Source organism: Microbacterium sp. 3J1 (assembly GCF_001049495.1).
Lineage (GTDB): Bacteria > Actinomycetota > Actinomycetes > Actinomycetales > Microbacteriaceae > Microbacterium.
Window position 1 is genome coordinate 593,944 of record NZ_CDWI01000011.1, and the last position, 13,269, is coordinate 607,212.

Here is a 13,269-nt window from a genome sequence, read left to right on the forward strand (position 1 = left end):
GGGATGGGATGCGATGGGTCGGGTGGCTCACGGGTCGGGCTCAGGCGTTCGCGCGGCGCACGTCGATGAGCATCGCCTGCTGCGGGTTGAGAGTCGGCAGCGGAACGCCCGCCTGTGTCAGGACCGAGCCGGAGAGACGCACGGGCCCGGCGACGGCCGCGGTCACCCATGCCGGGTCGTCGCCCTGGTGCCTGCTCGCGCGTCCGAGGTCCTCGCGGACGACGACGTCGTACGCCGACGCGGGATCGAGCCCGGGAATGCGGATGCGTCCGGACTGACCCGCGGACGATGTGACGAATCGACTCCACGTGTAGAGCGCCGCCGAACCGTCCTGCGCGACGATGCCGGTGAGGGCGGTCGCGTCGTCCGCCAGATCGCCGTTCACCACCCGGCCGGTGTGCAGAAGGCCGCGGAACTCGCGGTACAGCGACGCCCAGTGTGCGATCACGGCGAGCTCCGCCTCGTCCACTGCGGTCAGGTCCTGCTCGATGCCGGCGTGCGCGGTGAGGGCGGTGACCAGGCGGAAGGACAGGTCGGTGTTCCGGGCGGTCGTGTGGGAGCGCGCGGCGCCGAGGTGCGAGCCGATGAGCTCCGGCGGCACGACGGTTCTCGTCCAGCGCTCGATCTGCACCCGCTCGACGGGGTCGTTGCAGTCCGAGGCCCACACGCGGTCGGTGCGGTCGAGGATGCCGAGGTCGATGCGCCCTCCGCCGCCCGAACAGGTCTCGATCTCGAGCCCCGGATGCCGCAGACGCAGTTCGTCGAGCAGCCGGTAGAGGGCGAGCGTCTGACGATGCACGCTCGGCCGGTCTCCGTCGTCGCCACGGGCGACGGCCTCGAGGAGGTCGCGGTTGTGGTCCCATTTGAGATAGTCGATCGAATGCTCGGCCACGAGACCGTCGATGCGCTCGAGCAGGTACGCGTACGCATCGGGTCGCGCGATGTCCAGGACGTGCTGGTTCCGTGACTCCGGTCCCAGTCCCTCGGCCGGGCCCAGCACCCAGTCGGGGTGCGCGCGGGCGAGGTCGGAGTCGAGGTTGATCATCTCCGGCTCGACCCACAGCCCGAATTGCATCCCGTGGGAGCGGACGACATCGGCGAGCGGGCCGAGGCCCTGCGGCCAGACATCGCCGTCGACGTACCAGTCTCCGAGCCCGGCATCCGCCTCGCGACGGCCTCGGAACCACCCGTCGTCCAGGACGATGCGCTCGACGCCGACCTCGGAGGCCTTCTCGATCAGGGCGGTGAGGCGCTCGAGATCGTGGTCGAAGTAGACCGCCTCCCAGGTGTTGAGGACGAGGGGACGCGGCCTTCTCGGATGCGTGGGGCGTGCGCGCAGGCGTCGATGCAGGCGGTCGGTGACCCCGTCGAGTCCGTTGTCAGCCCACACGAACAGCGCGGTGGGAGCGTCGTAACGATCGCCGTCGTGGAGGATGATCTCGCCGGAATGCAGGCCCTCGCCCGCGCCGAGCACCGACGAGAAGGCGCCGGCTCCCTCGGTGAGGCGCTCGGCGAGGTAGCGCTGGTCGCCGCTCCACGCGAGGTGGACCGCCCAGATCTCGCCGTGCCCGAAACCGAACCCCGCCGTGCCGGTCGCGACGAGGAACGGGGAGTCGTGGCCGGGCTTGCCGCGGTACGCCGCGCGCAGGTGCGTCCCGAATCCGAACGGCGTCCGCTGCGGCGAGCGCTCGCGGCACCACTTTCCGGTGAAGTCGAGGATCTCGGTCGCACGCTCCGGGAGCGGCATCAGCGCGAGCACGCCGTCGAGAGAGTACGCGGTCGATCCGATCCGGGGGCTCAGCGCGGCCTCCCTCACCAGGGACGAGTCCACCGCGAGCACCCCGTGCGCGTCGAGGCGATAGCGCAGCTCGGTGCGGATGCCGGAGACCGCATCCTCGAACTCGAGCGTGATCGAACCGCCGGCACCGTGCGCCGGGACGGTCACGTCATGGCGCACGAGCCGCGGCCGCGGGGTCGTTCCCCGGCCACCGGCGTTGCCTGCGATCGCCGCGGTGCCCGACCACCCCTCGTACTCGGTGGGGAGCACCGAGAAGGCTCGCGGGATGTCGGGTGAGTTGTTCAGCTGAGCCGGGCCGGCGGTCAGAGCGAGGGCCGATGCCGTCGACTCGGTCAGCTCTCCGAGATCCGTGCCCCAGTGCAGGATGCGGGGGATCGGATCGGTGATCTCGAGGACGAAGGCGACGCCAGAGGCGCGGAGTGCGACGACGGTGTCGGCACGGGAAGTCATGGGATGGAGACCCTCCGGTAGTTACTTGACAACGTCAATAAACCACGTTTGGAATGGACGTGCAAGCAGTGGCCGCACATCGGGGTGTGGAAAACCCATCGTTTACATTTGCCCGACGTCGTGGTTTTATTACGACGTAAAGTAATCATGCCCAGGAGGGCGATCATGAAGCTCAGTGCTGAGCACGCACCACCCACGGAGGTCTCGCCACCGAGTCCCCGCCGCTCCACCAGACGGTCGAGACTCGTACGGAGCCTGCGCCGCTACTGGCAGCTCTACCTGCTGCTCCTTCTGCCGGTGATCTGGTTCATCGTGTTCCGGTACGTGCCCATGGCGAACGCCATCATCGCGTTCAAGAACTACAACCCGATCGACGGCGTGTGGGGGAGTCCCTGGGTCGGATTCGACAACTTCACGAACCTCTTCGGCAATCCGGTCTTCCCGCGACTGGTGGGCAACACCTTCATCCTCGCGGCGTACACGCTCATCGCCAGCTTCCCGTTGCCGATCATCCTCGCGCTCGCTCTGAACGAGGTGCGCCTGCGCTTCTTCACGCGCACCGTCCAGCTGGTCACCTACGCCCCGTACTTCATCTCCACGGTGGTCGTCGTCTCCATGACGATCCTGCTCCTGTCCCCGCGGGTCGGCCTCCTCGGCCGCACGTTCAGCTTCTTCGGGGCCGGGCAGGTGGATCTGCTCGCCGATGCCGACTTCTTCCGCCACATCTACGTCGCGACCGACATCTGGACGACGACCGGCTATTCGGCCGTGATCTACCTCGCGGCCCTCGCCTCGGTGGACACCTCGCTCTACGAGGCCGCGAAGATCGACGGAGCGTCCCGGCTGCAGAAGATCTGGAACGTCGACATCCCGGCGCTGCTGCCGACGGCATCCATCATCCTCATCCTCGGCGTCGGCAACATCATGGCGATCGGCTTCGAGAAGGCGTTCCTCCTGCAGAACGCGTTGAACCTCTCGACCTCCGAGATCATCCCGACGTACGTGTACAAGACCGGCATCCTCAACGCGAACTTCAGTCTGGGAGCGACGATTGGACTCTTCAACGCCGTCATCAGCCTCGTGCTCCTGCTCGTGGTGAACACGGTGTCCAAGCGAGTGACGGGAAACGGACTGTGGTGACCACGATCAACACCGAGGCGCTTCTCACCGAGGAGATCGTCGTCGCGAGGAACGACAGGCGGCGCCCCAGACGCGATCCGCTCACCCGGGGCGTCAAGGTCAGGGAGACGAGGGCCGACCGCGTCTTCGTCGTCGCCGCGTACATCCTGCTCACGGTCTTCCTCCTCGTGGTGCTGCTGCCGCTGCTCAACATCCTCGCCAGCTCGCTCTCGAGCCCTCAGGCCGTCTCCTCGGGGCGGGTGCTGTTCTGGCCGGTCGAGTTCACGTTCCGCGGCTACGAGGAGGCACTGGGCAACCCGGCCATCCTGCGCGGATTCGGCAACTCGCTGTTCTACACCGTCGTGGGCACGCTCATCAGCGTCCTGGGCACGGTGGCCATCGCCTACCCGCTGTCCCGTGCACAGCTCTTCGGACGCAAGGTCATCACCGGGGGCGTCGTCTTCACGATGCTCTTCACCGGCGGCGTGATCCCGATGTATCTCGTCGTCCAGTCCCTCGGACTGCTGGACACGCGCTGGTCGATGCTCCTGCCGAACGCGATCGGCGTCTGGCAGGTCATCATCGCGATCGTGTACTTCCGCTCCTCGGTGCCGGACGAGGTCTACGAGGCGGCCCAGCTCGACGGGGCATCGGAGCTCCGCATCCTCTGGACCATCGTGGTCCCGCTCGCCAAGCCCCTGCTCGCGGTCATCGCCCTGATGTACGCCATCATGCAGTGGAACTCCTACTTCGACGCCCTGCTCTATCTGCGCAACGCCGACCTGCAGCCGCTCCAGCTCGTCCTCCGAGGTCTGCTGATCCTCAACGACGCCGGCGGCGGAGGGGACGTTGCCGAGCAGCTGCGTCGCCGCGAGCTCGCCGACCTGCTGCGGTACTCGACCGTCGTGATCGCCACGATCCCGATGCTCGTCGCCTACCCGTTCGTCGCGAAGTACTTCAACAAGGGGATCATGGTCGGCGCCGTCAAGGGCTGACACGACCCCTCCCACAGACCCACCACGCACACCCGCACACAGGAACCGGTCAAAGGAGATTCCGGCATGACACACCGCATCACACGAGGCGCGATCGCTGCGGCGACCGTCGTCGCGACGGGACTGGCGCTCGCCGCCTGCACCCCGCCCAGCGACGACAACGGTCAGCTCGTCGCGTTCGGCCCGCAGGGCGAGAACGGCTCGCTCGAGGACAACCAGTTCACACAGCTGCTGGAGGAGAAGCTCGACATCGACTTCGACTGGCAGACGACCACCTACGACGGAAGCGTCGCGGGGGAGAAGCGTCAGGTGTCGCTCGCCAGCGGCGACTATCCCGACGCCTACTTCCTCGTGCCGTGGGTCGACGCGTTCTCGCGCGCCGAGATCCTCAAGTACGGCCAGCAGGGCGTCCTCCTCCCGCTCGAGGACCTCATCGACGAGTACGCACCGAACCTCAAGGAGCGGTTCGAGGAGAAGCCCGACTGGAAGCAGTCGGTCACCGCGCCCGACGGTCATATCTACGCGATCACGCAATGGACCGAGTGCTACCACTGCAGCTACCCGTCGAAGCTCTGGGTCAACAGCACCTGGCTGGACAAGCTCGGGCTCGAGCAGCCGACCACCACGGAAGAGCTCCGCGACATGCTGCGCGCCTTCAAGAACGACGACCCGAACGGCAACGGGCAGCCCGACGAGGTCGCGCTCAGCGCCTCCGCGTCGGAGCCGGTCATCAACTACTTCATGAACGCCTTCACCTACGCTCCGTACGGCTCGCCGTCGAGCCCGCCGCCGCTGGTGCTCGACGGCGACGAGGTCACGCTCTCGGCCACCACCGACGGCTGGCGCGCCGGACTCCAGTACATCTCCTCACTCGCCGACGAGGGCCTGATCGACACCGCGTCGTTCACGCAGAACGGCGAGGCGCTGCGCGCTCTCGGCGACAACGCCGGGGCGGAGATCCTCGGGGCGGCGGCGGTCCTGCATCCGTACGAGATCGTCACCGCCGATTCGCCGGACGGCCGGGACACGCACTACGACGCCGTGCCGCCAGTCAAGGGCCCCGACGGCACGCAGTACGCGACGTACCGATCGCCGGTGAGCCCGCTGGGCATGTTCGCGCTGACGAACAAGTCGACAGAGGACGAGCGCATCAAGGCCATCAAGGTCATCGACTACCTCGTCACCGACGAGGGCGACCGCCTGGGTGCCATGGGTCCCGAGGGCGAGGCGTGGGTCCCTGCCGAAGAGGGCGACGTCGCACTCGACCCGGAGCTCGAGCCGACGTTCACACCGCTCACCTACGACGAGACGTCGAACGCCGCCTGGCGCTCGATGGGGCAGTACTGGGATTCGCTCGAGTACCGCAACTCGCAGGTCGTCCCGGAGGACATCTACTCCCCGGACGGCTACGAGCGTCGTCTGCTCTACGCATCGCAGGCGTACGAGCCCTACGCACCGGACGAGAGCCTGCTCTTCCCGGTCGAGAAGCTGTGGCCTGATCCCGAGACGTCGGCCGAGCTCGCCGAGCTGCAGACCAACATCTCGACGTACATCACGCAGGCTCAGGCGGAGTTCGTCACGGGCCAGCGCGACATCGAGGACGATGCGACGTGGGACGCCTACGCGGCCGACCTCGAGGGACTCGGCCTCTCCCGCTACCTCGAGCTGCTGCAGGAGCTGTACGAGGCGATCTGACGACGGGAGGTGCGTGGGGCGGACGATTCCGCCCCACGCACTTCTGCGTGGGGAAGGCGTGCGACGTGCGACAGCGGTGCGCTCGGACGACGGGTCAGCGGACGAGGGACTGGATGGCCGCTGCGGCGGCGCCGCGGGCCCAGTCCTCGAAGGTGTGCGGCCGGGTCACGATGCGGCAGCGCACCGCGGCACCGAACGCGTGGGCCTCGAAGGCGTCGCGCAGTGTCTTCTCGAAGAGATCGAAGTCCGAGACCCCCTCGCCGCCGATGATGACGACCTCGGGGCCGGTGAGGTTCACGAGCGTGGCGATGGCCGTGCCGATGAGCGCGGCCGCCGCACGGAACGCGGCGTCGGCATCGGGGTCGCCGGCGTGTGCGAGCGCGACAGCCTCGGCGATCGCGACCGGTCGTCCGAGGGCGGTGGAGACCGCGTTCTCGATCGCGCCGGTCGATGCCGCGGCCTCGACGCAGCCGCGCCGACCGCAGGGGCAGACCAGAGCGGGGTCGGCGAGGGGGAGGTGGCCGATCTCGCCGGCGACACCGAAGGCGCCGCTGACGACCTCGCCGTTCAGATGCAGGCCGCTGCCGATGCCGCGGCCGATCGTGACGATGGCGAAGGATGCCGTGCCGAGACCAACGCCGAACCAGTGCTCGCCGATCGTCAGCGCATGGACGTCGTTCTCGAGCGTCACGGGCCAGGGCAGGCGCTCCTGCAGCAGGTCGGCGAGAGGGACGTCGGCCCAGCCCATGATGTTGGACTCCCGCACGATGCCGCTCGAGCCGTCGACGTCTCCCGATACGGAGACGCCGACCCCGGCGATGGCGGATGCTGCCGCACCCAGCGCCGTCTCGAGATCGGTCACGACCTCGACGATCGCTTCGATCACCGCGTGCGGATCGTCTTCGGAGAGAGCCTTTCTTCCGCTGGCCAGGACGGTGGTCGCCAGGTCGGTCGCCACGGCGATCACCTCGTCCACGTTGACCTTCACGCCGATCATGACCATCGACTCGAGGACGATCGACACGGGGCTCACGGGGCGTCCCGGAGTTCCGTCCCGGTGCGGGGCCGGGGGCGCGTCGACCAGTCCTGCCGCGACCAGCGGTGCGACCGCCTTGGTCACGGCCGCCTGAGAGAGTCCGGTCTCCCGTGCGATGTCGATGCGACTGATGGGGCTGCGCGTGAGGATCGTCTCGAAGACCCGCGAACCCGCGTCGGAGGCCGAGCGGATGAGGGTCGTGCGCGCGGCGGTGTCGTGGTCCATCAGGTCCTTCAGTCGGTGTCGGCTATCGTAGCGAATCGGCCGATTCGCGCGCCGGTACGGCCGGCGACAGATGTCGGGCCGCGAACTCCAGGGCGTTCTCCTCGTCGAGGTCGCCGCCGGCTTCGTGGCCGTTGTGCGGCCACAGCACGATGGTCTTCTCGCCCCCGTACGCCGTGAACGCCGGGAGGACCGTCGAGGGAGGGGCGATCCCGTCGAGGAGGCCCGTGCTCAGCAGGGCCGGCGCCGTGGCGCGCTTCGCGTGGTTGACGCCGTCGAAGTAGCGCAGCGTGTCGAGAGCGACGGAGGTGTCTGCTCGACGGTCGGCGAAGTACTGCCTCAGAAGGGTGTACGGATGCTCCGAGCTCAGCGTCGCGGCCGTGTCGAGTTCGCAGAGGAACGGCGCCTGCACGATGGCGACGGCGATATCGGGAACGAGAGAGGCGATCGCGAGAGCGATGCCGCCGCCCTGGCTCGCGCCTACCGCTCCGACCCTCGCCGGGTCCACGAACTCGATCGCCCGCAGTGCATCGACGGCGCGGGCCGCATCCGCGTAGACCCGTCGGTAGTAGTACTCCTGCGGGGAGCGAAGGCCGCGGGTGAGGAATCCGCCCGCAGACGGACCGCCGTCGGCGTGGTCGTCGTCGGTGTCGCCATGACCCTGCCCGCGCGCGTCGACCACGAGGTGTGCGTACCCCGCCGACGCCCAGCGAAGGTCCCGCAACGCGTGACCGCGACCGTTGCCGTATCCGAAGAACTGGACGATGCCGGGCAGCGGTCCGCTGGCGCCGCGGGGGAGGCGCAGCCACGCGCGGATCGGGGTGCCGCCGAAGCCGCGGAACGACACGTCGTAGACGTCGATCTGCGTCAGACGGGTCGAGTGGGGCGCCAGCCTGAGGTCGAGGGGCAGGCTCCGTGTCACAGCGAGCGTCTCCGCCCAGAACGCGTCGAAGTCGTCGGGCTCGGTCTGCGTGGTGGGGACGTCGACCGTCGCCGGCTCACCGCGCACGCGATTCCTCCTCGACGGAATCGGCGGCGGGTTCGGTCTCTCCGAGACCGGGGATCGCGACGGATGCGCCGGCGGGCACCTCGACGGTGATCCGCCGTTCGCCGTCGAGGACCTCGATCGTGCGGGATCCCGGTGCGGGGTTGTGCAGCACGGCGTCCAGGACGCGACTGTGCTCCCACGAGAGATCGAGCAGGAGCCCCGGTCTGACGGCTATGCCCTGCGCTCGCCCTTCCGTCCATCCCGAAGGCAGTGCGGGCAGCAGACGGAGGATCCCGCCGTGACTCTGCACGAGCATCTCGGTGATGGCAGCCGGGAAGCCGAGGTTGCCGTCGATCTGGAAAGGCGGATGCGTGCTGAAGAGGTTGGGCAGCAGTCCGCCCCACTCCGAGCCGTCGACCGGCCCGTGCCGGGACGCGTCGCCGTCGAAGGGCGTCAGCGCCTCCTCGAGAAGAGCCGCGGCCGTCTCGCCCTGACCGGCGCGCGCCCGGAGGGCGACCTTCCAGGCCCACGACCAGCCCATGGCGCCGGGGCCGCGCCCGTCGAGGAAGCGCACCGCGGCGACGAACAGTTCCGGGGTGCCGTCCGCGGTGATCGTGTCGAGCGGGTACAGGCCGGTCACGGGGGAGAGGTGGCGGTGGAGCGGCTCATGCTCGACCACCTCGTCGGACCACTCGAGGAGGCGCCCGTCGGAGCCGATGCGGAGCGGCGCGAGGAGGGCGAGAGCATCGCGCACCTCCGCCTCGATCGCATCGTCGAGCTCGAGGTCCGCGATGGCGACGAGCGACCGGGCGAAGAGCGAGCCGATCAGAGTCAGGTCCGACTGCGCCGTGAGGCCGAGCGGCGTCGGGTGGCCGTCGGCCGAGCGGTACGAGTTCTCGGGCGAGGTGGAGGGTGAGGTGCGGAGGGCTCCGTCGGAGTCGGCGACCAGCCAGTCCAGGCAGAACTCCACTGCGCCTCGGAGGAGCGGCCAGATCCGAGTGCGCAGAAGCTCTCGGTCCCCGCTGAACTCGTAGGCGTCCCACAGGTTGTGCGAGAGCCAGACGCCGCCCATCATCCAGATGGCCCAGCTCGCGGCTCCGCGACCGTTGCCGACCGGCAGACTCCACGCCCACATGTCGGTGTTGTGGTGGGCGACCCATCCGCGCGCACCGTACAGCTCGCGCGCCGTGTCGGCCCCGTCTCGCGCCACTCGCTCGACCAGAGCGATCAGCGGTTCGAAGACGTCCGGCGAGAGCAGCACGGGTGCCGCCCAGTAGTTCATCTCGGTGTTGATGTTGATCGTGTAGTTCGACGACCAGGCGGGGCGCAGCTGATCGTTCCAGATCCCCTGCAGGTTGGCGGGGGGACTGCCGGCGCGGGAACTCGAGGCGAGCAGGTACATGCCGTATTCGGCCGCGACCGTGGCGCGCAGCAACGGGTCGTCGCCGTGCAGGACCTCGCGCTCGGCATCCCAGGTGCCCTCGCGCCGACTGCCGATCGCGAACCGCGCCCGAGTGGTGCGTCGCCGGTCGGCGACGTGCTCGGCGAGAAGCGAGGCGCTGTCACGGCGTGACGCGGCATCCGCTCTCTCTCGGGCGCGATCCCGGATCGCCTCGCGTGAGGCGGTCCGCCAGTCCCCGTCGGCGTCGGCCCACCACGACTCGGCGCGCGACGATGTGGACAGGGCGATCAGCAGGCGGCGGGCTCTGCGAACGACGAGGCGACCAGGTGTGGTCTCCCTCTCGCCGTCGGAGTCGAGAGAGACGGCGACGGCGGCGTACGCGTCGTACTCGTCCTTCGCGTCAGGGTCTGCGTACCGGTGGCCGGGCTCGATCGACGCTTCGTGCAGCGGCGCGCCGTCGACCGGCACCTGCACGTCGAGCAGCATCCCGCTCGTCGACACGATGGCTTCGCCGCGCAGCGGCGTGGAGAGCTCGAGCGTGACGTCGAACTCCACGTCGCCCTCGAGCGACACGATCAGCGCCTGGGCGGGGGCCGATGCCCACGAGCGTCGCCGGACGCCGCCTTCGGCGACCCGGAACGACTCGGTGACCGTCGCGTCATCGAGGTCGAGGACGCGGGACGGGGTCTCGGGTGCGGCTGCCTCGACGGTCACGCGAAGGTCGGCGAGGGGCAGGAACTCCTGGGAGTACGGACCTTCGAAGGCCATCAGGAGGTCTTCCGCGCGGCGGACATCCCCGGCGTCGAGGGCTGCGCGCACCTCGGCGAGCCGCCGGGGGCCGGCACCCCGGGCGAGCACGCGTTCGCGAGCCTGCGCCGGGGCGTCCGGATGACCCGACCAGACGGTCGAGTCGTTGATCTGGAAACGGCCGTCCGCGCCGCCGAAGACCATGGCGCCGATGCGGCCGTTTCCCAACGGGGTTGCCGACTCCCAGCGAGGAGCGGGGGCATCCCAGCTGAGGCGCAGTGTGTCGGTCATCGCACTCCGGTGTGGTCGATCGATTCGATGGCACCGTCAGCGTATGCGGTATTAATTACCGATGTCAAGTAATACCGCGTGCGACCCGTCTCGGGGGTTTCAGAACGAGAGGAGAACCTTGCCCACGCGCCCGGCCGTGTTGCTCGCGCGCACGGCGTCCGCCGCATCGGCCGCGTCGAAGACCCCGGCCACCGGAAGAGTGAGCGTGGCATCCGTGACGCGCTGGATCAGCTCGCCGAACAGGGCGCCTCGCGTCGAGGCATCCATGGTCTGGATGACCTTGCTGCCCCAGAACCCCTTCACCGTGGCCTGCTTGAAGATGACGTCGCCGGAGGCGATCTCCATGGTCGGGGAGGACATCGCGCCGAAGGCCACGAGGGTGCCGCCCTCTCCGAGGAGGGAGAGCACGTCGCCCGCAGACGTTCCGCCAACCGAGTCGATGCCGAAGGCGATATGCGCGCCGCCGGTGATCTCGGCGACGCGGTCGCGCCAGCCCTCGTCGTCGGTCGCCACGACGCGGTCGATTCCCTGCTCGCGGAGCTCGTCGACTCCCGCAGAGCGGCGCACGAGGCCGATCACGTTCACTCCGCGCGCGGCTCCGAGCTGCGCCAGCATGCGTCCGACCGCGCCGTTCGCCGCGTTCTGGACGATCCAGTCGCCTTCCTTCGCGCTCAGGAACTCCAAGAGGCTGATGGTGCTGAAGGGCATCGAGACGAGCTGGGCCGCGCTCTCGTCGCTCAGCGACTCCGGCACGGGGATGAGCCCGGCGGCTGTCGCGACGACGTACTCGGCCCATGCTCCGAACGTGCCTCCGGTGGCGACGCGCTGCCCGACGGTCAGTCCGTCGACGCCCTCTCCGAGAGCGTCGACGATGCCCAGCGCCTCGGTGCCGGATGCCGCGGGCAGGTCGGGCTTGAAGCCGTACGTGCCGCGGATCGTCCACAGGTCATGATTGTGGATCGGCGACAGCACGATCTTCAGACGCACCTGGCCGGGGCCGGGCTCGGGCAGGGGGCGATCGGCGATGTGGAGGACGTCTTCGGGTTCGCCGAAGCTGTCGTGGATGAGTGCGCGCATAAGGTTTCTCCTTGAAAGGTCGGGGGTGTGTCTGTTCGCGGCGGGTCAGTCGTCGGAGACCGTGATCTGGACGTCGATGTTGCCGCGAGTGGCGTTCGAGTACGGGCACACCTTGTGCGCAGCGTCGGCCAGCGCCTGAGCCTGATCGTGCGGAAGGTCGGGGATCACGACCTCGAGCTGCACGGCGAGTCCGAAGCCGCCCTCGCCATTCGGGCCGATCTGCACGCGAGCGCCGACGGAGGTGTCGGTGAGCTTCACCTTCTGCGCCCGCGCGACGGTCTGCAGGGCGGAGTGGAAGCAGGCGGCGTATCCGGCGGCGAAGAGCTGCTCGGGGTTGGCGCCGTCGCCGCTGCCGCCCAGCTCCTTGGGGACGGCGAGGTCGAGCTCGAGTCGTCCCTCGCTCGTGGCGACGCGTCCGTCTCGTCCTGCGCCCGTGGCGAGTGCCTCGGCGGTGTACAGAGCTTCCATCGTGTGGATCCTTCCGTGTGTCATCGACACAGATCGTGGGTGGTGGTCAGAGATCGTCACGGGCGATCGCGGCGGCATCGGAGGCGACGCGCTGCAGCAGTTCCGTGAGTCCGTGCAGTTCGCCGATCAGTCGTCGGCGGTGCGCGTCGTCGTGCACGCCGGCGAGCTCGGCCACGCGCGTCTGGATCGGGGCGACCTCGGCGCGCAGCGCCTGACCCGCGTCGGTGAGCTGCACGAGGACGACCCGCTCGTCGTGGGCGCTGCGCGTCCTGCGCACGTAGCCCGCCTGCTCGATGCGGCGGACCAGGGGAGACAGCGTGCCGGAATCCAGCTGCATGGCGTCTCCCAGCGAGCCGATCGTCTGCTCTCCCTCGTGCCACAGGATCGCGAGGACGAGGTACTGCGGGTAGGTGAGGCCCCACGGTGCGAGCAGCGAACGGTACGCCTGGGTCGTCGCTCGCGCGGCGGAGTACAGCGAGAAGCACACCATCTCATCGGTCACGGCCATCAGACGAGTATTGCAGGCTATTGAATTGTGCACAATCTATCGGCGGTGGCTCGAGCGACGCCTCGGGCTGGCGGGCTCACGACCCGAGCTGAGACCGGATCAGGGATTCGGTGTCGGAGCTCGTGTACTCGATGATGCGCCCGTGTTCGACTCGGGACATCGAGAACTCCGCGACATTGACCCTCCGCCGGGTGGCGGCCATGCCCCGGAAGTCGCTGAGATGCGTCCCGCCGCCGCGGAGGTGCGCGGCGAGACGGTCGTCCTCGATGACGAGCCGGATCCGCTTCCACTGCCAATCGGGGAAGGCGTGGAAGAGGTCCGCGAAGTCCGAGATCCAGGCGTCGACCCCACCAGGAAGGTGTGCGCGCCGCACGGCGGGGGCCACGAACTCGCGCACGGCGTTCAGATCGTGCCGGTTGCAGGCGTCGATGAAATCGGCGTGCCACTCTCGCAGTTCCCACGGCTCCACTCGC

The 13,269-nt window shown here is 68.9% G+C and carries 11 protein-coding genes; 3 read left to right on the top strand and 8 right to left on the bottom strand.

Annotation, left to right across the window (positions count from 1 at the left end):
* Positions 1 to 40: 40 nt before the first annotated feature.
* Entirely contained in the window at positions 41 to 2,248 is a 2,208-nt protein-coding gene (locus tag BN2660_RS11780; protein ID WP_091232061.1) for an alpha-galactosidase, read from the bottom strand.
* Between the two features lie 165 nt (positions 2,249 to 2,413).
* On the opposite strand from BN2660_RS11780, the gene BN2660_RS11785 reads away from it, so the two are divergent.
* From BN2660_RS11785 to BN2660_RS11795, 3 genes are all read left to right on the top strand, one after another.
* The gene (locus tag BN2660_RS11785; protein WP_176697174.1) at positions 2,414 to 3,388 is read left to right on the top strand and encodes an ABC transporter permease; all 975 of its coding nucleotides are present in this window, start codon (positions 2,414 to 2,416) and stop codon (positions 3,386 to 3,388) included.
* Positions 3,385 to 4,362, top strand: a complete 978-nt coding sequence (locus tag BN2660_RS11790; protein ID WP_255305148.1) for a carbohydrate ABC transporter permease — start codon at positions 3,385 to 3,387, stop codon at positions 4,360 to 4,362. The genes BN2660_RS11785 and BN2660_RS11790 overlap by 4 nt, the downstream gene beginning before the upstream one ends.
* Before the next feature lie 66 nt (positions 4,363 to 4,428).
* Positions 4,429 to 6,057 carry an extracellular solute-binding protein gene (locus BN2660_RS11795; protein WP_091232065.1) on the top strand — a complete coding sequence of 543 codons (1,629 nt, stop codon included), beginning with the start codon at positions 4,429 to 4,431 and terminating at the stop codon, positions 6,055 to 6,057.
* Positions 6,058 to 6,151: 94 nt separating this feature from the next.
* Here the strand turns inward: BN2660_RS11795 and BN2660_RS11800 are convergent, their stop codons facing one another.
* From BN2660_RS11800 to BN2660_RS11830, 7 genes are all read right to left on the bottom strand, one after another.
* Entirely contained in the window at positions 6,152 to 7,318 is a 1,167-nt protein-coding gene (locus BN2660_RS11800; protein ID WP_091232068.1) for an ROK family transcriptional regulator, read from the bottom strand.
* Positions 7,319 to 7,340: 22 nt separating this feature from the next.
* On the bottom strand, positions 7,341 to 8,324 hold the full coding sequence (locus tag BN2660_RS11805; protein WP_091232071.1) for an acetylxylan esterase: 984 nt from the start codon (positions 8,322 to 8,324) through the stop codon (positions 7,341 to 7,343).
* A complete protein-coding gene (locus BN2660_RS11810) occupies positions 8,314 to 10,743 on the bottom strand; it encodes a glycosyl hydrolase family 95 catalytic domain-containing protein (RefSeq protein WP_091232074.1) in 2,430 nt (809 codons plus the stop codon). Before BN2660_RS11810 ends, BN2660_RS11805 begins: the two co-directional genes overlap by 11 nt.
* 99 nt (positions 10,744 to 10,842) lie before the next feature.
* A complete protein-coding gene (locus BN2660_RS11815; protein ID WP_091232080.1) occupies positions 10,843 to 11,820 on the bottom strand; it encodes a zinc-binding dehydrogenase in 978 nt (325 codons plus the stop codon).
* A 45-nt stretch (positions 11,821 to 11,865) separates the two neighbouring features.
* Positions 11,866 to 12,288, bottom strand: coding sequence for an organic hydroperoxide resistance protein (locus BN2660_RS11820; RefSeq protein WP_091232083.1), 423 nt, complete (start codon positions 12,286 to 12,288; stop codon positions 11,866 to 11,868).
* A gap of 46 nt (positions 12,289 to 12,334) precedes the next feature.
* Positions 12,335 to 12,796, bottom strand: coding sequence for a MarR family winged helix-turn-helix transcriptional regulator (locus BN2660_RS11825; RefSeq protein ID WP_176697175.1), 462 nt, complete (start codon positions 12,794 to 12,796; stop codon positions 12,335 to 12,337).
* Positions 12,797 to 12,872: 76 nt separating this feature from the next.
* Positions 12,873 to 13,265 (bottom strand): ester cyclase, encoded by a 393-nt coding sequence (locus tag BN2660_RS11830; RefSeq protein ID WP_091232088.1) that lies wholly within the window; start codon positions 13,263 to 13,265, stop codon positions 12,873 to 12,875.
* Positions 13,266 to 13,269: the final 4 nt, after the last annotated feature.